The following is a 22,062-nucleotide window of genomic DNA, read 5'->3' as shown; positions in this document are numbered from 1 at the left end:
ACTCGCTCTGGATTCTTTCCTCCAGCTTCTTCCGTCTGTTCAAGTTTCTTGCCTTCAGCTATTTCTTCTTGCTTCGGCGTTTCTTCCACTCGCTCTGGATTCTTTCCTCCAGCTTCTTCCGTTGTTTCTCCTGCCTGATCAAGTTGGTTTTCTACATCTGCTCCTTCTTGCCTCGGCGTTCCTTCTACTTGTTCTGATTTCTTTTCTCCAGCTTCTTCCATTGGTTCTTCCAACTGATCAAGTTTCTTACCTTCAGCTATTTCTTCTTGCTTCGGCGTTTCTTCCACTCGCTCTGGATTCTTTCCTCCAGCTTCTTCCGTCTGTTCAAGTTTCTTGCCTTCAGCTATTTCTTCTTGCTTCGGCGTTTCTTCCACTCGCTCTGGATTCTTTCCTCCAGCTTCTTCTGTTGTTTCTCCTGCCTGATCAAGTTGGTTTTCTCCATCTGCTCCTTCTTGCCTCAGCGTTCCTTCTACTTGTTCTGATTTCTTTTCTCCAGCTTCTTCCGTTGGTTCTTCCAACTGATCAAGTTTCTTACCTTCAGCTATTTCTTCTTGCTTCGGCGTTTCTTCCACTCGCTCTGGATTCTTTCCTCCAGCTTCTTCCGTCTGTTCAAGTTTCTTGCCTTCAGCTATTTCTTCTTGCTTCGGCGTTTCTTCTAATCGCTCTGGATTCTTTCCTCCAGCTGTTCCTTCTAGAGATTCTTTTGCTTCCTTTATTTCTTCCGCATTTTCTTCCATATTCTCAAGCCGCTTTTCGGTCTCAACATTTTCCTTTTCAACCTTTTTGGCTTCCATAACTTCCGGAGAATCTACCTCAGGATTTATTTCACCTTGTCCATTTTGTTGTTCTGTTATGTCCTTATTTAATTGCTTTTGATATTTATCAAAACTAATATTTCGATTATTTTCAGCAAGTTCATCTTCAATTATTTCCTGCTTACGCCCCTCAAATCGTTCATTATATTTATCAAAATTATAAGCCTGCTCCTTCTTGCTTTCTTCCTCTATACTTTTTTCTTTCTTTTCTTCAAGTTTGTCTTCTTCCTCTACTTTATCAACATGGTCTTTTCGATCGAAATCTTTCATATTCATTCATCCTTTAATAGATTATGTTTCATATAATTTATAACAGCTTCTCGTTTATAGCTTTCTTCTAAATCTCTGTTACCTAAAAAGACATTTAAAGTACATAATCTCGTATGATAATTTCGGAGTGAGCTCATTCCATTCTTTTCTAACATTTCAAACAAGCCCTCAAACCAATCTGGTTTAAATTCTGCATTTTTAGCGTCATCTAACATGTCGTTTAACCAATTTTGCTTCACAATAAATTCCTTTATTTTCTCCATCTCTTCACGGCGATTACACTTATCCATACAAAAAGCACAAGCAGGCCCAAAATCATATTTTCTATCATAGTGATGAAATTCATTTTTCACTGTATCTTTCACATTTTGAATAACAGTTCTTCTTGGATAATCAAAATCTTCCTTTATATAAGGCATTTGTACAAGTTTTGGCCGCATATCTCCTTCTGCATAAACAGCAGCAAATCCTCTTCTTAAAGAACTAATATATTCAATTTGTTCTTGTGTCATATTCATAGATTGTCCAATTAATTCCCGATCTTCTTGCATAACAATTCTATGTACAATTTTTAAATTTGTATTTTTTAATGTATCCGGTGCTAGTTTCGTCGGAACTTGATCCGCAATTAAAAAACCTTGTCCATAACTACGAATTTCGGCTAATAAATTTGTAAAAAACTCTACTGATTTCGCACGAACATTCCCTTCCCCACCACTTGATACATTAGCTAACAATCTATGAGCTTCTTCAATTAAAATAAGATGTTCAAATCCTTTGTTTCTAGTAAGCTTCGTCCTTCTATATTCATACAATTGAACTAAAATAATTCCCATCATAAATGCTTTTACATCATCATCGCCTATATCTTCTAGTTCCAAAATGACAGGTCGGGACAATAGATCTGCAATTGGAATAGACTTATCTGTATTTAACATGGCACCTTTGCCACCAACACGTAATGAGTGAATCCTTGCCTTAAGTGCTGCTGTAATATCTGATTTCAAGCGTTGATCATACCCTAAATTATCAACAACAACATCTACTTTGTAATATAAGTCATCTAAAGTCGGAAAAACATTTGCACCGTATCTATTTCGATTACTTAAAATGTCCCAGCCTCGATCTTCATATATTTGATAAATGCTAGTTTCTAAAACATGCGGCATTGGTGCATAAAGCTCAAAACTCGCCTTAAAAGTTGATAGCACATAGTCAATATGAGTCTGTAATGGAACACCTTCTATTTTTTCAAATGGGTTAATTCTATACGGAACAGAATTTTCATCCTCCGCTCCCAATGTGAAGACTAATACATCTTCAAAACCTTCCATATTATACATTTCCCAATATTCCCGTTTAGCTGATTCAATTACCATAAAAGGAATGCGATGCTTATTCCATAAATTACGAAGTAGTCCTTTAGACGTATTGGACTTACCGCCACCAGTAATTCCTACAATTAAACCATGTCGACTTAAATCCATTAAATCCATATCATAGATGAGATTACTTGGCTCTAATTTTTCATACAACTTTATTTCTTCATTACCATTAATAATCTTCCCTACTGTAAAATTATTACTTTCATCCTGGATTGAACGACGGTTCGCAACATCAAACTCCACATACTGATCAATATAAAAACCTGGCATTTCTTTCCGTGGGATTTGGCATAAAGTTGAAAGCTCTCCGGTCGGCAAAATCGTTTGATACAAGTACTTATAACAATGAACCTCCTTCGTAATTCCTTCACCATGTAAATCCCATACTCCTATCGGATGCTTCATAGCCTTCTGGCGTGGTAATTCATTCGCTGGAAACTGAAAATTAGACGCATAGTATAAAATGTTATCTACAGGTAAAGTTCTTATTTTTTCCGGTTTGGATTGTTCACCATTATAAACAGAAGTAATTAAGTTTCGTAGTTTCGTTGCATTTATGAATTGATCCGCCAAATAGTATCCAGCAACTCTCCACATTCCCATCGTTCTTCCACTATCCATGCTCTCTTCTAATGAATTAAGGTTGTCCACATACTTTTGAATGGTTAAGTTCGTTACTTCCCAAGATTCCTTACCTAGACTTCCACCTGATTCTGATACTTTAATAAACTTACTTACGTTATCAATTTCATTCAATACCCTTTCATGCGCTAACGTTACTTGAAAAGGACTCATCGACTTCGCAACCACAATATACGCCCAAGAACTCCCATACATCCCGGTACATAAACGTTCAATTTGTTGACTCTTACTTTCCCCAAAAGTTTTATTAGTCGGGATACCTGTAATAATTCCTCCGTTATTCCCGATGGAACGTAACTTCTGTGACATCTCATCCATTTCAACTTCTTGCAATTTGGCATAAGGATATGAAGCGTGCAATGAAGAAGATAAAATGGACTGATTGAATTGATCCGTTCCAACATAAACGCCTATTTCTTTCGGACTACCAATCAGTAAAAATGTAAATGTTGACTGTAAAGATGAGAAACCACTAAGCACATCGCTCATAATGGCATCAAAGTCAAAATCCTTTTCGTCCTTTCCCTCCCAAAAATTTGCAAGACCTTTTATTTTAACGAAACTAAGTTGTCCCAATGATTCCATATTTAAATCCGGATTTAAATTCGATTTATCCAAGTAAGACTTTCTCAGTAAATGATCTTTTTCTCTTATTTCTACTGTATCTATGTTATGTAAGCGCAAAGAAATTCCCCCATTAATAAACTAAAGATTGCATAAAAAAGCACTCATACTTTTGAGTGCTCATTTTCATAATCTATTTAACGAAAAACCTTTTTAATCATTATCCAAATTCCAAAAAGAGCAATGATTAACGGTAATATGGCAACAAATATATTTGATAAGAAAGTCAAAATGACAGATACAACTAAATTAACAAGCCCAATCCAGTCAAAAGAAATAACAAAATTAATAATAGAATATAATAAAAACATAATAATTGCCGTCAAAAATCTTACACTATTTGCTGACATACCACTATTGACTGAAACTGTCGTGTTGCTATTTAAATTTTCAATATGCTTAGCTACTACTGTCCCATGACGATCTCGCTTTCCAAACACTTGAACTAAATTATGATCTCCAATCTTCCCTCTTACAATTTTTCCATATACAACTACTTCATGTCCTTCACCATCTTGATCATACACTTGGAATGTATTCATATATCCATCCTTCATAAATGGAATTCCTTTTATACATGCATCAAACCATCTTCCAAGCGTTTTACCTGGTATTACATCTTCCTGAAAATTACTTACCTGCCCTTTTATCGATCCATTCTTTTTAGCCTTACTTACTTTTATTGTTTCTCTCGCTGCACTTGTTTGCTGCTCCGTATATGTAGATTCAAATGGGTCAGTTGTTTTATTAGGGGGTGTGGGCTTCTTTTCTTCATAAAAAGTATTATCAAATACATCCGCAAAATCATCATTTACCGTAGTATTCGCTGATTTTGTTTTCATCCTTAAAAAGTTTTTACACTTCGGACATTCCCCAACATTTTTAGGATATTCCACCCCATCTAAACATATTGGACATTCTTTCACTTCTCTCTCTCCTCCCAAGGCAAGCCTTGTATAAAATAAATATTACATTTCCATACATATTTTAGTATATAATAGGAATTTAATTTTAATAAGCTATTTTTTTATATTTTTAACAACAAAACTATTTTTCCGTATATAAAGAATATAAAATGTTATTTACAAAAAAATATAACTAAGTACTCGAACATACAATAAAGTGACCCTTGAATCAGGTGAGCTTTGTCCCCTCATCATTAGCAGCACCAATCAGGATTGTACGTGCATTTAATGCAGAATACAACCACTAAAAAACAAAAAAGACCCTAACCTCCTCAAACTATACAGGAAATTAGAGTCTTGTCTCATTAATCATTGATTAAATGAAAAAACTATGTTAAATTAGTACAGAAACACGTTTTACAAAATACAAAGAACGTATTTATCCGTATCTTAATTGTACACCAAAACACATCTTCAGTCAACCTCTATTTTTCACTTTTAAAGGAGTGCTTACGTATGAACAAAAAACTTGATCAAGAGCAAAAACGATTGGATACCGTAATAGAAACGATTACGGAGCAAATTGATAAACTGGAAAACGAAACTGGTAGACGCCGGGCGGAAGTAATCCATATTCGTAAACACTTTTGGGATGACGTGAAAGTGAATACTGATACTTTTGATGATTATCTTGAAACAGTTATCAACTTAAGACAACAAGCTCAATCACTAGCTGTCACACAAATTACCCATAAGCACACCTTTAATCGACTTGCCGCACTACGCCGTATGCATAAAGCACCTTACTTCGGACGAATTGATTTCAAAGAAGAAGGCGAATCTGGCGCAGAACAAATTTATATCGGCGTTGCTACACTTACCGATGCAAGTGGAGAAAACTTTCTTATATACGATTGGCGCGCACCCATTTCAAGTGTTTACTACGATTATCCACCAGGACCGGCTGAATACAGCACACCAGGAGGCGTAATCTGCGGTAATGTGGAGAAAAAATTACAATATATTATTCAGAATGGCGAGATTGATTCCATGTTCGATACGAGCCTCACAATTGGAGATGAAATTCTGCAACAAGCGCTCGGAAAAGGAACAAACAAACATATGCAAAGTATCGTTGCTACTATCCAGCGCGAGCAAAATGAAATTATCCGTCACGATGAAGGGCGACTACTTATCGTTCAAGGAGCTGCTGGTAGTGGTAAAACGTCAGCTGCCCTGCAGCGAATCGCCTACTTACTATATAAATATCGCGAATGGCTAAAAGCAGATCAAATCATTCTCTTCTCCCCTAACTCCATGTTCAACAGCTACGTATCTAACGTACTGCCAGAACTCGGCGAAGAAAATATGCAGCAAGTTACATTCCAAGAATATTTAAACCATAGACTAAGTAAGTCATTTGATGTTGAGGATCCTTACGAGCAATTAGAATATATGCTAACTGAAACGAATAGCCCTGCTTATAAAACTCGAAATGCGAGCATTCGATTTAAAGCATCTACTCAATTTTTCGATATGATTAGAACGTACAGACAATCTCTTGAATCTTCAGGCATGCTATTTAGAGGAATGAAATTTAGAGGAAAACTGATTGCCTCTGCTAAAGAAATTACAGAGCAATTTTATAATACTGATTCCTCCCTCCGCTTCCATAATCGAATTGAGAAGTTAACGGATTGGCTAAACAAACAAATAGACACAATTGAAAAAACAGAACTGAAAAAGCCTTGGGTAGAAGAAGAAATTGAACTACTTAGTAAAGATGAGTATCAAAAAGCTTATAAATACTTACAGAAAAAAGGCGAGTTTGATGACAACTCCTTTAATGATTATGAGAAAGAAACGAAAGTACTTGGACGTATGATTGTCCGCAAAAAATTAAAACCGTTGCGTAAAGGCGTTCAAACGCTACGTTTCATCAATTTCACAGGAATATATAAACAACTCTTCACAGATGCATCATGGGTTACTGGCGAAAAGCCTAAAGAATGGGACGAAATTTGCTCATTAACTGTGAACATGCTTGATGAAGGAAAGCTACATTACGAGGATGCGACTCCATTTTTACTTTTAAAAGAATTAATTGAAGGCTTCCAAACGAACAGATCAATTAAACACGTACTTGTAGACGAAGCACAAGATTATTCTCCGTTTCAGTTCGAGTTTTTAAAACGCTTATTCCCTGCCGCAAAAATGACTGTACTCGGGGACTTTAACCAAGCGATATTTGCCCATGCGAGTGAAGCAGTGAATTTCAATACACTTACTAGCTTGTACGGACCAGATGAAACGAACGGCATTAACTTAACTCGTAGCTATCGTTCAACAAAACCGATTATTGAATTCACACGCTATCTCGTACCGGAAGGAAAGAATATTAACGCCTTTGAACGTGACGGCGAGAAACCTACAGTGACTAAAGTTTCTGATTACAGGGAACTGCATGATCGTATCACTTTTAAAGTTGCTGAACTACAAAAAGAGCAGCATAATACGATCGCAATTATATGTAAATCCGCAGCTGAAAGTGCCGCTGCATACGAGGCACTCAGTCATATCGAGAATATTAAACTTGTGAAAAGTAACTCAGCCGAGTATGAGCAAGGAATTGTCGTGATCCCTGCTTACTTAGCGAAAGGTATCGAATTTGATGCTGTTATTATTTACGATGCTTCTAAAGATGTGTACAGCGATGAGAGCCTACGTAGATTGTTCTACACTGCTTGTACGCGCGCAATGCATGAATTGCAGCTTTATAGCGTTGGGGATGTTAGTCCTTTTGTGACGGGGGCTGATACGGAGAGTTTTAAATGTATAACGAAAACACCTTGATTTTTATCAAGGTGTTTTTTTCATTCTAAACGACATATCTTTACGTCGATATACACTCAGCACAATCCCCATTATAAATGCATGAAACAGAGTTGGTATCAATCCGTAGCTAATAAAGGGTAATGATATAGAAACACGTGGTAATATCCCGAGGATCATGCCAACGTTACAAATGAAATGGACTACAAAAAGAGTTACTCCACCAACGAGTAGCAATTTACCATAACCATGATTTATTCTATACGATATGGTCATTATTCTCACTGCAAAAAGAGAAAGAATCAAGACAAGAACTAGCGCAAGCACATATCCATAATAGTAAGTCAAACTCGCGAATACAAAATCAGTATGGGCAGCAGGGATAGACTTTATATTTCCATATGTACCAAACCAACCTGCCGACGACATTGCCCCTTTTAAACGTAAATACCATAGATCATGCTCTGGGTTTAAAAAACCTAAAATTCTAGCTATCCGGTATTCTTTTACGGCAGACCAGGAAAATAGATCCTTAATAACAAAGGGTAAAATTGGTAAAATTGTAATGAGCCATGCCGTTTTCTTTCCTAGCTTACTCCACCAAAGCATAACGAATACCATCGTAATATAAATAAAAATTGGCACCAGAATTGATGTAGTTGAAAATAGATATAAAGAAAATACGTACAACATGAGAAGGTGCATAAACTTTAACCTACTATTATTGAAAAAAGAAGCCCAAGCTAGAAAGAAGAATGGTATCGTCATTAAACAGTCAATTGTGAGAGGACCAATCTTTATTAATGCTTCTCCATTCACAGAAATAGTCGGAAAACATTTTATAGCTAACAAGATAAGTATTCCAATTGTATAAAACAGCCACCCGATTCTTTCTAACTTCCGGTAATCAAGCAACATCATTCCAATAGCTGTTGCAATGCCAAGAATAACAAAAATTACTTTGTTCATTAATAAATCATTCGTATGCCCAAGAGCGATTATTGGTAAAAACCCTAGCCCCATAGCAGCCACTAATAAAATAATTAAGAACCAATCCACCTTTGGCTTATGAAGTTTGTTAAGTTCCCTGCCAAGCTTGATCGGACTTCCCATTTGTTCCACAGCTTTATTTTCAGCAATTTCCTCACTTAATCCTTTTTCTATCCACGTGTTCTTCGCCTGTTTTAAGTGAAAATCTAGTTCAGTTGCTACAAAGCTCTTTGCTTCTTTTGATTTGATATGATTCGTAACTTCGCTTAAAAAACGCTCCCCTTTTTTGTTCAATTTCGCCTCACTCCTGTACTAATCCTTTTAATATAAACCGTGCCTTCGTAGAATCTTTTTCTGCCTTTCGCAGCATCTTGTTTCCTTTATCATTTAATTGATAATATTTAGCTCCTGAATGATCCCAACTTGATTGGATTAAACGATTCTGTTCTAGCCGATGTAATACGGTATATAAAAATCCTTCATTTCCTTCGAATTTTCGAATCCCTCTCCCTCGTAGTAGCTGTGACAATTCGTATCCTGTTTTTTCATTACTGAGGAGTTGTAAAATCGCTAACGAGATGTCCTCTTCCTTTTCGTGTGATGCATTGATTTTTTCGCGCACCCGCTTTCGGTGTTGATCAGAAAAACTCAAATGTTTAAACGTTGTATTCTCCATTGATTTTCGCAGGCCTTTTAATCGATCTTCCATTTGATTATTCCTCCAATCCTTTCTTCAAAAGCTCCTTCGCTTTTTTCAGTCTCGTTTTTATCGTGTTTTCTTTCACTTCTATTACAATAGCAATCTCTTTAATTGATAGTTCTTCATAATAAAATAGATAAATGACTTCTCTATATTTTATCGGTAAATTCATTACTGCAGAAGCCAGTTCACGGTCCTTCGCATTTTGAATAACAGTTTGTTCGACACTATCATTTTGAACCCCAATATAAGCAGCTTCATCCTCTGTCACGATCACTTTTTTGTTATACCAACTTTTTATGTAGTCCTTACATTGATTAATCGCAATTCTCCACAACCACGTTTTCACATTCGACTTCCCTTTGTATGTATGAAGAGATTTATAACATTTCACAAATATATCCTGCGTTAAATCCTCAGCGACCTCTTTATTATTCACATATGAATACACAAGCTGTAAGACTTCTTGTCCATACTTGTTCATTATTTCATCGATAAGGAGTTCCTTATCTTCTATTTCAAACGCTTCTACCGTTAATTCATCCACATCATTTCCTCCTTCCCATATATTAGACGACGCACTGTATGGAAAAGTTTTATAAATTCATAAAAAAACGGTTGGAAATGTCCATACCGTTTTGTTAAACCTTTATTTCAAACTTAATTCTCTTTACGAAGAGTAAACCTTTTATTATGATACAACACTTTAGTTGAGATTTTAGCACATTCATAATAAAACAAAAAACCACCTAAAGGCTCCCCTTCAGGTGGTTCTCTATTTTACGCTAACGCAGCTGCCTGCTCTTGTTGATCTACAGGAATTACAGCGTCTCTTAACGCTTTTTCTAATTCAGCTGTGTATTTCATTTGCTCTTCTTTGCTCCAGCCTAGTTTCGCAGCCATGTAGTTGATTACTGCTTCTTTCCACTCGTATACCCAGTGGATGTTGAAGAATACAGCGCCTCTGCGGCGTACGAAGAAGTCAACTGGTTTCGCTGTCATTTCGTAATCCATTGCGTATACAAGCGGGATCAGAACGTCTAGCGGCATGTTGTATTCTTTCGCTTCGTCTTTATGTTTTTTCGCTAAGTCAAACAGTACGTCAACGTTAGAGCCGTAGAATTTCGCGAATTTTTCCGCTTGTGCTGTCGTTAAACCATATTTCGTACCTTCGCCTGCTTTTTTCGCAACAAATGCCGGGAATCCGTGTGAACCACTTACATGACCACCAGAGATTGGCATATGTTTCGTATCGCTCTTCTTATATGCGCTATGGCCTTCTTTTTGTAATAGATTCGTTACGTAGTCTACTACCATTTCAGCCATTTTGCGGTATCCTGTTAATTTACCGCCCGCGATTGTAATTAAACCAGATTCAGAAGTCCAAATTTCATCTTTACGAGAAATTTCAGATGCATTCTTACCTTCTTCATAAATTAGCGGACGTACACCAGCCCAGCTTGATTCCACATCTTTTTCTGTAATTTTCACGCTTGGGAACATGTAATTAATCGCATTAATGATATATGTGCGATCTTCTGTTGTCATGTGCGGTACAGCTGCGTCTTTATCATAGAACGTATCTGTTGTACCTACGTACGTTTTTCCTTCGCGAGGAATCGCGAACACCATACGTTTATCTGGTGTATCAAAGTAAATTGCTTGCCCTAATGGGAAACGTTTTTGGTCAATTACTAAATGCACACCTTTTGATAACTGAAGTACTTTCCCTTTTTTAGAGTTATCTTTTTCACGAAGTGTATCTACCCAAGGACCAGCTGCGTTTACAATTTTCTTACCGTAAACTTCATACACTTCTCCGTCTAGTAAATCAATTACACGTACACCGCATACTTTTCCATCTTTATATAAGAAACTGTCTACTTTTGCGTAGTTAACAGCTTTCGCACCATGTTCAATCGCTTCTTTCATTACTTCAATTGTAAGACGCGCATCGTCTGTACGATATTCTACGTAGTAACCGCCGCCTTTTAATCCTTCTTGTTTTACAAGAGGCTCTTTATTTAGCGTTTCTTCACGGTTAAACATCTTTCTGCGCTCGCTTCTTTTTACACCTGCTAAGAAGTCGTATACACGAAGACCAATTGATGTACTGAATGACCCGAACGTGCCGCCTGTATGGAACGGAAGTAACATCCACTCTGGTGTTGTTACATGGGGACCGTTCTCATATACGATCGCACGCTCTTTCCCCACCTCTGCTACCATTTTCACTTCAAGTTGTTTTAAATAACGTAAACCACCGTGTACAAGTTTCGTTGAACGACTTGATGTACCTGCTGCAAAGTCCTGCATTTCAAACACAATTGCTGATAAACCGCGTGTTGCCCCATCTAATGCAATACCAGAACCAGTAATACCTCCACCAATTACGATCACATCTAACTCTTGTTTATTTACTCCGTTTAATACGTCTTTACGTTGTTTACTTGAAAATTTCATGGTAATTCCTCCCTTTGATAACGAAAAAAGAGACCACAAGCTCCGCTATAGATTTCGCCTCTATAGCGTGTTGTGGTCTCTCCAAATCTCCTACCGAATTATTAACTTGTCATCATTATAACACTGTTTATGATTATTTGAAAGCTTTAGTTGCTTCAATTGCTTTTTTCCATCCAGCATATAGCTCTTCGCTTGTTTCCGCTTCCATCGTTGGTTCAAAGCGTTTGTCCATATGCCACTGTGCTTTAATTTCATCTTGGTTTTTCCAGTATCCAACCGCAAGACCAGCTAAGTATGCTGCACCTAAAGCTGTCGTTTCATTGATCACTGGACGCTCTACAGGAACGTCTAAAATATCACTTTGGAACTTCATTAAGAAGTTATTTTTAACTGCTCCGCCATCAACGCGTAATGTATTTAGTTCAATACCTGAATCTGCTTCCATTGCGCATAGTACATCTTTCGTTTGGTATGCTAAAGATTCTAGCGTTGCACGAATGAAATGCTCTTTCGTCGTACCGCGTGTTACACCAAACATAGCGCCGCGTACTTCACTATCCCAATACGGTGTACCTAGTCCTACGAATGCCGGTACTATGTATACACCTTCAGTTGATTCAACACGGCTAGCGTACACTTCGCTCTCGCTCGCATCTTTAAACATACGCAGTCCGTCACGTAACCACTGAATTGCAGAACCAGCTACGAAAATACTTCCTTCTAATGCGTAATTCACTTTACCATCTAAACCCCATGCAATTGTTGTTAATAGGCCATGCTCAGAAGCTACTGCTTTTTCGCCTGTGTTCATTAACATAAAGCAACCAGTTCCGTAAGTGTTCTTCGCCATACCTTCACCGAAACAAGCTTGTCCAAATAATGCTGCTTGCTGGTCACCAGCTACACCTGCGATCGGTACATTTTGACCGAAGAAGTGGTAATCAATTGTTTCTCCATATATTTCAGATGATTGACGTACTTCTGGAAGCATGCTCTTTGGTACTGTTAACATGTCTAGAAGCTCATCATCCCACTGTAAGTCGTGAATGTTAAACATTAATGTACGTGATGCATTTGAGTAATCTGTTATGTGCGCTTTCCCGCCAGACAATTTCCATACAAGCCATGTATCAATTGTTCCGAATAATAACTCGCCGTTTTCTGCTTTTTCTCTTGCACCTTCAACGTTATCTAAAATCCATTTTACTTTCGTACCAGAGAAGTATGCATCAATTAAAAGACCTGTTTTTTCGCGAACCATCTCGCTATAACCTTTTTCTTTTAACTCATCACAAATTTCAACTGTTTGACGAGATTGCCATACGATTGCGTTATAAATTGGTTTTCCAGTCGTTTTATCCCATACAACCGCTGTTTCACGTTGGTTCGTAATACCGATACCAGCGATTTGTTCTGGCTTCACATCTGCTTCGCTTAAGCAAGTTGCGATAACTGCTAAAATAGATCCCCAAATTTCTTGTGCATTATGCTCAACCCAGCCTGGCTTTGGAAAATGTTGTGTAAACTCTTTTTGAGCTGAATGAACGATTTTTCCTTCTTTATTGAAAAGAATTGCGCGTGAGCTTGTTGTTCCTTGGTCTAATGAAAGAATATATTTTTTCATATCAGTTTCCCCCTATGCTACTTTTCTACTATTTGTAGTAGCTTCACTTTTTTTACTTGTCATATAAGAGATTGTTAGTACAATCACAGTTGTAATAATCACATAAATAAGTGCTGAATTTTGTTTTCCTTCAAATACAACTTGATGGAATAATCCTGCAAGTGATCCACCTAGAATTGGACCAACTACTGGGATCCATGCATACTTCCAGTTTGAACCGCCCTTTCCTGCAATCGGAAGGAAGAAGTGTGCAATACGCGGACCCAAATCACGAGCCGGGTTGATTGCGTATCCTGTTGTTCCACCTAATGATAAACCAATACTTACAATTAAGAAACCTACGATAAATGGATTTAAACCATCTGCAAATTTATTTGCTCCAATTGCTAATATACCAAATACTAAAACGAATGTTCCAATCATTTCACTTAAAAGGTTTGTAAATGTGTTCGGAATTGCTGGACCTGTTGCAAATACACCTAACTTTGTTCCTGGATCTTCTGTTTCTTTCCAGTGTGGTAAGTAATGTAAATATACAAGAACTGCCCCGATAATTGCCCCAATCATTTGTGCTGCGATATACATAGGTACATCACTCCATGGGAACGCTCCCTTAAAAGCAAGTCCTATCGTTAAAGCCGGATTCAAATGTGCCCCACTAATTGATCCAACTGCATACGCTGCCATAGCAACCGCTAGACCCCAACCCATTGTAATTACAATCCAACCAGAATCTTTCGCAAACGATTTCTTTAAACTTACACCAGCGCAAACACCGCCACCAAGTAAGATTAACAACGCAGTCCCTATTAATTCCCCTAAAAATGCTGACATAAAATCCCTCCACAATCAATTTAAATGCTTTCGAAAAGTGATAGAGGTAAAATGAATGGCCATTCGTTTTTTCAAAAGAAAAAGATCCACAGCTTACATGCTTCTATATAATATATATAGAAACAATAAAATGTGGATCTCTTCTTTTCTCCGTCACGTTTATTAACTTGTCTATAATGTTAACCCTTAATGAAAGCGGTGTCAACAGAATTTTTTCACATTTTCGTCACTTTTTTTGGTAATGTTTCCATAGTTCTTTTTTCGATGTCGTAATTGCTGTCGCACCAGCATTTAACGCTCTTTCAACGTCTTCTACCGTTCGAATAAAACCACCTGCTAAAATTGGTACACCTGTACGCTCTTTCACCTCAGCAATGACACCCGTTAACGCACCCGGAAGCACCTCTATATAATCCGGCTTCGTCTTTTCTAGCAAATTACAGCTCTTTTCCATTGCGCTAGAATCAATTAAAAAGATGCGTTGAATGGAGACGACACCTTTTTGCTTCGCCTTCATAATTACGCTCGCCTTTGTCGATAATAACCCGTACGGTTTATATTCTTGGCATAAAAACTCCGTCGCATGCCCATCACTTTGTAATCCATGGATCAAATCCACATGTAAAAATACTTTTTTATTATGCTGCTTCGCGAGCGACACAACACTCTTCAATTGACCGACATGAATATCTAAAATAACAATATACTCATACGAACTATGTAATAGCTTCTCCAAATCTTTAATTTGCCTCACTGCCGGCAAAATCTTTTGCTCATGAAATTCCATTCTAAACGTCCCCTTCCTATCTATCCTTTATAGTACACAATTTGGGTGAAAAGAACAGCTAGTGTAGGGGATTTCTTACAAATCTTTCTCTTATCTATATATTTTCTTCAACTTATCAGAAACCGTACCACCTATAATCATTAATAGGAGCGGTAAAAAATTCATTACATATGGTGCATCTGCGACAATTGTAATGCTTGCTCCTGCAAACTTATTTAACGCCCATACAACGATTTTTGTAATAAATAAAAATACGCCCATCATAAATAGACTATCGAAAAACACCTTCCATTTCGGATACGCTAATTGTTTACTATCTTCAATTACTTTTTGCGTCAACTCTTCATCACTCCTCAATAACTCATCAATTGTAATACCGAACAGATCACTTAAATGAATAATAATTTCAATGCTCGGATAGTTCTTTCCCGTCTCCCATTTCGAAACAGACTGCCTACTTACATGAATTTTTTCAGCCAAATCATTTTGCGACCAATTTCTTTTTTCCCTTTCTTCTTTTAAACGTTCACTAAAAATCATACTGTGTTTATCACCTCTCTATGTCTAGTATGGTCAAATAAATGATGAAGAGTAAAGCTAGTTATCGTTGCATAGCCTGTGCAACTTGTGCGTTACATCTAAAAATGACGCTATGTATCATGTCGATTTCATATGCTTTTCTTCTATAATAATTTCCCGAACAATAATCGTGCTTCTTAACATTGTCGCTTTGTGTCAGTAAGTCGATATATTGAAAAAATCGTTGATATATTTTAGGAAATAAAAAAAGTGGATAACAATACGTTATCCACTCTCCCCTAATTATAATAAAACCGAATCCTTATCATTCTCCAAAAAGAAAATCGTTTTGTTGATTTCTCAACTTATACTAATATGGATAGCGCCAGGGAAATTAATGAAGAAATACAATTAGAACTAACAAAAAACCCTGTAAAATTTATTACAGAGTTTTTTGCCAACTATTTATTGTTTTGCATAACGAATACGAACGTTATCGTCCATATGATAAATTTGTAATGTGTTTCCATCATAGTTTTGTAATTTATACATCATACTATCATTTGTTAGCTTTACTTCTTGACCGTCTTTAACTGCTTTTGTTACTTTTAAAGATAACTGGAATGATGGAACATCTACCGCATATGTTCCTGTTAAGTAGTTATCTTTATTCGGATAAGAACCGTTCGCATAGGACTCAAATGTTTTATCACCTTTTAGTACTAACGTAGTTTTTATGCCACTACCGTAATCAATACCCCAGTTACCAATAATCTCAGTCCCATCTTTGATGTTCTTCTCCATGTTTCCATAACTAATTCCTAACTCTTCACTTGTACCAACTGTACCTACAAATACCCCCGTTTTAGCTTGGCTTTTATCTGTTTGAGCCTGACTATCAGTAGTTGGGTTTGTCGATATAGAACTACTTGTTGTACTAGTAGATTTTTCTGTGGCTGTATCACCTTTTATCTCGGATCTTAACTTATCGAATGTAGGTTTCCAAATACGTTTTGCTTCCTCTAGTTTTGCATTTGCTTTATTTAAGATTTCCTTATCGGTCTCTAAGCTGAAGCCTTTATCGTTGAATAACTTCTCTATTTCACCGAATGTTTCTCTTAGTTTACCTGTCGCTTTTTCAATCTCTTTTTGTTCTTCTTTATGTTTTTGCGGTGCGTAAATCTTCTCTATCTTATCAAATACTTTATAGATGTCTTTAATACTATCTAATACCTCAGCTTTTGATTTACTTCCATTTCTCAAATCTCTTACAGAAGCATCATAGTAATCAAATCGTCTTAACATATCCTGTTCAATGTCTAATAAATATTGTGCATAATCTTCATCTAAAACTCGAACCTTTTGAACATCTTTACTTTCTTCTTTCGAATTAGTTGATTTTTCTTTCGTTTCAGCAGCCTTAGATTTACTTGTTTCTTCTGTCTTTTCTTCTTTATTTGCCGAATCTTTTACTGTAACACAACCACTTAATAATATGGCAACTGGAACTGCAGCAGCTATTAGTTTTTTCACTTTCATACCTCATACCCCTTTAAGTCATTTATTCTTAGTTGGTTTTGCTACCGATACTCTTCGCTGCTTCTTCAAACAGTTTTGAACCTTCTTGTGCTTTACTTAATGATTGATGCATTTTACTCTCGTCTTCTTGGTCTAATGCATCAAAGAGAAGTTGAAAACAATCCGCATACAGTTCCATCGATTGCTTTATCTTCGCCTGTTCTCCCTGTAATTCAGGAGGCGCTTGTAGATTCTTCAATTTCGTTGCAGTTGCCTTTGCTCCACCTAAACTCAGTTGTACTTCACTTTTCTTTTGTTTGTATGATTTCACGTCTGAATCTGCTATTCCTTCAATTAATTTCATTGTATCTTCAATTTGAGTGGCACTGTTTATAATATCTGCCTTGTACCTTTCAACATCTGAACCAGTTACCTTACCAGTTGAAGAATTAGAAGCAGTAGAATTATTTGAAGAAGAACTTTGTTGACTACTTGATGAACTACTGTTTGTATCTTCACCTTTCGCTACAGATAAGCTATCTTCTTTCTTGCTATCAGTTGACTTACTCTCTTTTTCAGCAGCCTTACTCTCTTTCTCTACCTTTTGCGTTTCTTCTTTCTTTGGTTCGGCTTTCTTACCATCAGTTTCAATTGTAATACAACCACTCAATAACATAACTGGTAACGCTAAACTTACTAATTTCTTTGCTTTCATGATTACTAATACCCCTTTATTTGTAAAATTCAGTGCAAACAAGTTAATATACTTAACTAATAAATTCCCCCCGAATAATTTATTAGAATCTACTATCCATAGATTTCCTGTATATTCATAATCTTTCCATATATATTATTTTACAGAGAATTACATATTTGGTCAAAGGGATTTATGAAGTCTTCACAGGGAAATTTACTAAACGAAAAGAAATTTTATTCACAAAGAAAAGAAGCTAACAATAAATTGTTAACTTCTCAGCTGAAAGTAAAATATTATCTTCTAATATCTAGGTTGTGATTGAATATTTGTAAGATGAACATCAAACATATCAATGATTTCAAGAAATCTATCAGCTTCACGGAAAACATGGTCTGCTAATAACGGATGAATGATACTCTTTATTTTACATTGCTCAATTAAATCACGTGCTGTTTTCTTAAAATCCCGAAGAGATGTAACGGACACACGATTTTGATCTAAAAATTGATCTAAAAGAGGGACTGTTTGGGATTGTGGCTTCATAGATTCTAAGTCAATTGCTTGATACATCAATTCATCAAAATCATTGCTAAAATTCCGTGCTGTGTCTACAAGCTTTCTTTCCGATGGATCAAGAAGATGACCAATAAATTTAGCATGGTCTGCCATAATCCTTAAAAAGAAAACATTTTCTTTAATAATAGCATCAGGAAGAGCATCTAATTTACCTTCATTTAATTGTATTAAACGTTTTCTAAAATAATCAGCTTCCCTACTTGTATGGTCAACTAACAGTGGAAAGTTATTTTGTCCTGGCAATTTACATGTGAGAATTAATCCTAAAATTTTTCTTTTAAATCCCCAAATATTAGTTGCGGCTTGTTGTACTTCTGAATTAAATCTTTTTATTTGCTCAGGATCTGTTTCATTTGTATAGGAATGCGCTATTTGTTCGATATGTTCAAACAATCGATAAAATTGATTAGCCTCTTCGATTAGTTGAGTATCCTCACATCTAAACCCTAAGCGAAGAAAAAAAGAATGCTCCTTCATGATTCTAGACCAAAAACGAATTTCATTTAATGAACGCTCAACAAACATTACAGATGTAACACCTGTATCAGGATGTAATGATGTTTCATCCCTATGCATTGTTAATCCCCCCTGTAGATACTGCGCTAGTTCCATTCTTATGAGGAAACATATATATAAATACCATTAATAAAAGTTCATGATGAATCTCGTATACATGTAAAGTTAAACTTATATAACCTGCTCCCCCAGAAGAAAAAGGCTACCACCTAGTAGATATAAAGTTCTCCTAGTTGATAGCCTTTCAAAATTTCTATTAAAGCAACACCGAATCCTTATCACTATCCTGATTCCGTTTCTCTCGTTCTTCTTCTAAGCGCTTCATATATACTTCGCCTTCTTTTTCGATAAAATCATTATCCATCTCTTGCTCTTTTTTCGAAGTATATAAAACCATGTAGCCACTTAGTACAATCCCAATGATTACAAGATAAATCCACCATGGTAAAGTTTCCACTTTCGTTCATCCCTTTCCTTAGACAAGCCTTATTAGTTTCACTTTATGGGGAAAGAAGTGGATTTATGCTTAAAATTTTATTGTGGATTCTTCGCGAAGAACGCTTGTACATATTCCATAAACTCTATTGGTTCCTGGCGAAACGGTGCGTGGTATCCTTTTTCAATGATATGGAACGTACTATTTGCAAATAGCTCGTGATACAGTTCACCATTTTTCCAAGAAACACTCTTGTCGTGTCGTCCCCATATAATTAAAGTCGGTACCTTAATTTTATCGGCTTCCATCGCAATGCGGCGCTCTCTCATTTTCGTAAGCTGATCGTAATGCTCTTTATCATCACGACTATTTTTCACTTCATTTTTATTATAATCTGTAATCTCTGTTACAGTTTGTAAGTCTGTCGATAGTGGCGGTACTTCATAACTTTCTTTTTGCTGGAAAGACTCTATTCCTGTAGAATCCGCTAAAACGAGATGCGTTACTGCATCCGGATATAAATACGCTAAATTTAGAGACATCTCTCCGCCCATCGAATGACCAAGTACTGCGAATTGATCGTATCCGAGTTTCTTCATTAACTTATAATATAAATTCACTTGCGTGGGAAACGAATACTGAAAATCAATCGGCTTAGAAGAACGCCCAAACCCTAAAATATCAACCGCAATAATCGTATGATCCTTTACAAGTTCCGGATAAATATCATTAAACCCATCTGAAGAACCACCGAACCCGTGAAGCATAAGTAAAGGCGGTTTCCCCTCACCAATTTGCTTAAAGTATATCGTCTGCCCATCAATCTGCGCCATACTCTCTTTCGTATTCATCCTCATCATCACAGTATCTTTCACTTCTCCAACCTTCGCAATCGGCTTATCAACGAAGTTACATACGATTAACAAAACGAGCACAATACCGCTAATAAAATAAAATTTAAACCGTTTCAAAATTCCCGTCTCCTTTCTCTTGTTGCTATTTAAAGGTTTTACATTATTTGGTTGTTTTATGTTCTTTTTTAATTGTAACCACTTTAGTTACAATTATATTAAAAAAATATAACTCATTTCTATTAATGATGTTCATTTTGTAACTATTATAGTTACATATTTAAAGTAAGTCAATTCTTTTCTCTACATGTCCTAATAACAAAGAAAGGGACTTCATGTTGAAGTCCTTTTCTTTGTTATTATAGTTGGCTTACTCCGCCACCGTCGCCTCTATTATCTGCTGGTGCTCCGCCATCTCCTTTATTGAAATTGGCTGGCGCTCCTCCACCATCGCCTTTATTAAAGCTAACGTAGTCTGGTCTTGCTGGTGCTCCGCCTGTTTCACCAATGTTAACGTACTCTGGTCTTGCTGGTGCTCCGCCCGTGTCTCCTCTATTAAAACTAGCATAGTCTGGTTTTGCTGGCGCTCCACCAGTATCCCCCTTATTAAAGCTAACATAGTCTGGTCTTGCCGGTGCTCCGCCTGTATCTCCTCTATTTAACGATTGCTCTTGAAATCCAGCAAAAGAATTCAATCCAATTGACAGTGTAACTACTAAACCAGTAATGAACAAACTAGTCTTTTTCATTTATTTTAACGCTCCTTTTTTTAAAATTCTTTTTTGAGCTTGACTACTAATAAAAAAGTACTTACTAGCTTTTTCATGATTTTCTTCCTGATAAAACTTATAAGCTAATATCTCCATGTATTCTTTAACACACTCTAAAAGAGAATGTTCTTCAAAATATAAAATACTTTCTAAAATTACTTTCTCTAATTGACTAGCACTGGATTTAATATTCAGCTCGTTTAAAATTATAAATCGATATTGGAATTCTTTATTTTGTAATTCATTACAAATTCTTAAGCCTAATTCTATTAACTCATTAGCAGTTTCTATCCTACCTAATTTATAATTTTCCTCTGCTTCAGTAAAAATCGCTTTAAAATTTCCAGGCATTTTTTGAGTAACTTCACTTAAATGTCTAATCGCTAAATCAGATAAATCTTGACTACCATATAGCCATCCTAAATTATTTCTAACCATTAAAGTATACTTTTCATGATTAGCTTGTTGGAAAATATTTAATGCATCATTAAAGTTTTCCTCTGCTAATTCAAATTGTCTTAAGTCTATACAACATAACCCTAAAATATTTTCACATAAAGCAAAATTAATCTCATATCCTTGTTGCTTCGTAAAATCTTCTTTTGCTTTTTTCAAATAATCAATCGCATTGATTTGTTGATAGGAATGATAATAGAAATTCCCCATCCGATAATTAAACTCCGCATGTTCTATCGGATCTGCAATATATTTCAATAACTTCTCAGCTTGTTCGTACTGTTGTTTCGCTTCGTTATAATTTGAAATTAATGTGCAATGAAACCCTTTGAAAAAGTGATAGTAATACGCTAGAAAGCCTTCTTCCGGAATTTCGAAAGATTCCACTTTATCAAAACTATCTTCTCTAATTGAAATCCAATCAACTAATGCATCATATCTAAAATTCAATAATGTATGATAAAGCAATACATCCTGATCCACGTCCAACCCACTAATCGTACTATCAATTTCTTCTTTCATTTCCGTAGCTTTCTCTATGTTTTGCTGCAACATTACACGATACCAATTATCTAAAGAATGTTTCATTTGCTCCTTCGTTACTACATCTGTTCCCATACCTTCGCATCCCCTTTTCTCCAAAATTACAAAATTAGGATATTTATACAATTATTCAAATTGTATATTATCACCCCTTTTCTATGTATTGAAAAATAATTGTCAGAAAATTTATAATTTAAATGAATTATACCAAATATTTCTATTTTAAAAACTTGAGAAACATTTTTCAGAAAATTTTATAGACCAAATAAAAAAGCAAGCAATTCCAGCGATTCGCTAAAACTACTTGCT

General features: G+C 36.1%; 18 protein-coding genes and 1 pseudogene. 1 reads left to right on the top strand and 18 read right to left on the bottom strand.

What is annotated here, in order from left to right:
• The 3 genes and pseudogenes from MR066_RS19235 to MR066_RS19225 form a co-directional block, all read right to left on the bottom strand.
• Nucleotides 1-1,085 (bottom strand): annotated as a pseudogene (locus MR066_RS19235) (hypothetical protein); the annotation flags it as partial.
• Nucleotides 1,086-1,087: 2 nt separating this feature from the next.
• Nucleotides 1,088-3,796 (bottom strand): ATP-binding protein, encoded by a 2,709-nt coding sequence (locus MR066_RS19230; RefSeq protein ID WP_242248209.1) that lies wholly within the window; start codon nt 3,794-3,796, stop codon nt 1,088-1,090.
• Between the two features lie 77 nt (nt 3,797-3,873).
• Entirely contained in the window at nt 3,874-4,662 is a 789-nt protein-coding gene (locus MR066_RS19225; RefSeq protein WP_071722031.1) for an SLC41A family transporter, read from the bottom strand.
• A gap of 495 nt (nt 4,663-5,157) precedes the next feature.
• Between MR066_RS19225 and helD the strand changes: the two genes are divergently transcribed.
• On the top strand, nt 5,158-7,494 hold the full coding sequence (gene helD, locus MR066_RS19220) for an RNA polymerase recycling motor HelD (protein ID WP_242248207.1): 2,337 nt from the start codon (nt 5,158-5,160) through the stop codon (nt 7,492-7,494).
• A 6-nt stretch (nt 7,495-7,500) separates the two neighbouring features.
• Here helD and MR066_RS19215 read toward each other — a convergent pair whose 3' ends face one another.
• The 15 genes from MR066_RS19215 to MR066_RS19145 form a co-directional block, all read right to left on the bottom strand.
• Nucleotides 7,501-8,757 carry an FtsW/RodA/SpoVE family cell cycle protein gene (locus MR066_RS19215; protein WP_242248206.1) on the bottom strand — a complete coding sequence of 419 codons (1,257 nt, stop codon included), beginning with the start codon at nt 8,755-8,757 and terminating at the stop codon, nt 7,501-7,503.
• Nucleotides 8,758-8,764: 7 nt separating this feature from the next.
• Nucleotides 8,765-9,172 (bottom strand): PadR family transcriptional regulator, encoded by a 408-nt coding sequence (locus tag MR066_RS19210; RefSeq protein ID WP_242248205.1) that lies wholly within the window; start codon nt 9,170-9,172, stop codon nt 8,765-8,767.
• 4 nt (nt 9,173-9,176) lie between these two features.
• Complete coding sequence (locus tag MR066_RS19205; protein WP_002011110.1) at nt 9,177-9,710, bottom strand: sigma-70 family RNA polymerase sigma factor; 534 nt, start codon at nt 9,708-9,710, stop codon at nt 9,177-9,179.
• A gap of 233 nt (nt 9,711-9,943) precedes the next feature.
• Entirely contained in the window at nt 9,944-11,626 is a 1,683-nt protein-coding gene (gene glpD / locus MR066_RS19200) for an aerobic glycerol-3-phosphate dehydrogenase (protein WP_242248204.1), read from the bottom strand.
• 133 nt (nt 11,627-11,759) lie between these two features.
• Nucleotides 11,760-13,250 carry a glycerol kinase GlpK gene (glpK, locus tag MR066_RS19195; RefSeq protein WP_002011107.1) on the bottom strand — a complete coding sequence of 497 codons (1,491 nt, stop codon included), beginning with the start codon at nt 13,248-13,250 and terminating at the stop codon, nt 11,760-11,762.
• Between the two features lie 12 nt (nt 13,251-13,262).
• Nucleotides 13,263-14,084, bottom strand: coding sequence for a glycerol uptake facilitator protein GlpF (glpF, locus tag MR066_RS19190; RefSeq protein ID WP_002188616.1), 822 nt, complete (start codon nt 14,082-14,084; stop codon nt 13,263-13,265).
• 226 nt (nt 14,085-14,310) lie between these two features.
• Entirely contained in the window at nt 14,311-14,871 is a 561-nt protein-coding gene (gene glpP, locus MR066_RS19185; RefSeq protein WP_000394293.1) for a glycerol uptake operon antiterminator GlpP, read from the bottom strand.
• A 90-nt stretch (nt 14,872-14,961) separates the two neighbouring features.
• Nucleotides 14,962-15,411 carry a helix-turn-helix domain-containing protein gene (locus tag MR066_RS19180; protein ID WP_002087188.1) on the bottom strand — a complete coding sequence of 150 codons (450 nt, stop codon included), beginning with the start codon at nt 15,409-15,411 and terminating at the stop codon, nt 14,962-14,964.
• Nucleotides 15,412-15,855: 444 nt separating this feature from the next.
• The gene (locus MR066_RS19175; RefSeq protein WP_242248203.1) at nt 15,856-16,929 is read right to left on the bottom strand and encodes a DUF3994 domain-containing protein; all 1,074 of its coding nucleotides are present in this window, start codon (nt 16,927-16,929) and stop codon (nt 15,856-15,858) included.
• A gap of 28 nt (nt 16,930-16,957) precedes the next feature.
• Nucleotides 16,958-17,623 carry a DUF7018 domain-containing (lipo)protein gene (locus MR066_RS19170; protein ID WP_002064100.1) on the bottom strand — a complete coding sequence of 222 codons (666 nt, stop codon included), beginning with the start codon at nt 17,621-17,623 and terminating at the stop codon, nt 16,958-16,960.
• Between the two features lie 282 nt (nt 17,624-17,905).
• The gene (locus MR066_RS19165) at nt 17,906-18,757 is read right to left on the bottom strand and encodes a DUF2935 domain-containing protein (RefSeq protein WP_000554485.1); all 852 of its coding nucleotides are present in this window, start codon (nt 18,755-18,757) and stop codon (nt 17,906-17,908) included.
• Between the two features lie 196 nt (nt 18,758-18,953).
• Entirely contained in the window at nt 18,954-19,154 is a 201-nt protein-coding gene (locus tag MR066_RS19160) for a sporulation YhaL family protein (RefSeq protein ID WP_002087191.1), read from the bottom strand.
• Between the two features lie 77 nt (nt 19,155-19,231).
• Nucleotides 19,232-20,104, bottom strand: a complete 873-nt coding sequence (locus MR066_RS19155; RefSeq protein WP_002188611.1) for an alpha/beta fold hydrolase — start codon at nt 20,102-20,104, stop codon at nt 19,232-19,234.
• A 239-nt stretch (nt 20,105-20,343) separates the two neighbouring features.
• Complete coding sequence (locus MR066_RS19150) at nt 20,344-20,733, bottom strand: hypothetical protein (protein ID WP_242248202.1); 390 nt, start codon at nt 20,731-20,733, stop codon at nt 20,344-20,346.
• Complete coding sequence (locus MR066_RS19145; protein WP_061674049.1) at nt 20,734-21,828, bottom strand: response regulator aspartate phosphatase; 1,095 nt, start codon at nt 21,826-21,828, stop codon at nt 20,734-20,736.
• Nucleotides 21,829-22,062 lie beyond the last annotated feature (234 nt).

It is taken from the genome of Bacillus cereus group sp. BfR-BA-01523, assembly GCF_022662615.1.
GTDB lineage: Bacteria > Bacillota > Bacilli > Bacillales > Bacillaceae_G > Bacillus_A > Bacillus_A mycoides.
Note: the sequence above shows the minus strand (reverse complement) of the source record. Positions and strands in the feature narration are given on the sequence as shown.

Coding starts and splice junctions, on each gene's coding strand:
- helD (WP_242248207.1), top strand. CDS start 5,158: ATGAACAAAAAACTTGATCAAGAGCAAAAACGATTGGATACCGTAATA.
- MR066_RS19210 (WP_242248205.1), bottom strand. CDS start 9,172: ATGGAAGATCGATTAAAAGGCCTGCGAAAATCAATGGAGAATACAACG.
- glpD (WP_242248204.1), bottom strand. CDS start 11,626: ATGAAATTTTCAAGTAAACAACGTAAAGACGTATTAAACGGAGTAAAT.
- glpK (WP_002011107.1), bottom strand. CDS start 13,250: ATGAAAAAATATATTCTTTCATTAGACCAAGGAACAACAAGCTCACGC.
- glpF (WP_002188616.1), bottom strand. CDS start 14,084: ATGTCAGCATTTTTAGGGGAATTAATAGGGACTGCGTTGTTAATCTTA.
- glpP (WP_000394293.1), bottom strand. CDS start 14,871: ATGGAATTTCATGAGCAAAAGATTTTGCCGGCAGTGAGGCAAATTAAA.
- MR066_RS19180 (WP_002087188.1), bottom strand. CDS start 15,411: ATGATTTTTAGTGAACGTTTAAAAGAAGAAAGGGAAAAAAGAAATTGG.
- MR066_RS19175 (WP_242248203.1), bottom strand. CDS start 16,929: ATGAAAGTGAAAAAACTAATAGCTGCTGCAGTTCCAGTTGCCATATTA.
- MR066_RS19170 (WP_002064100.1), bottom strand. CDS start 17,623: ATGAAAGCAAAGAAATTAGTAAGTTTAGCGTTACCAGTTATGTTATTG.
- MR066_RS19165 (WP_000554485.1), bottom strand. CDS start 18,757: ATGCATAGGGATGAAACATCATTACATCCTGATACAGGTGTTACATCT.
- MR066_RS19150 (WP_242248202.1), bottom strand. CDS start 20,733: ATGAAAAAGACTAGTTTGTTCATTACTGGTTTAGTAGTTACACTGTCA.
- MR066_RS19145 (WP_061674049.1), bottom strand. CDS start 21,828: ATGGGAACAGATGTAGTAACGAAGGAGCAAATGAAACATTCTTTAGAT.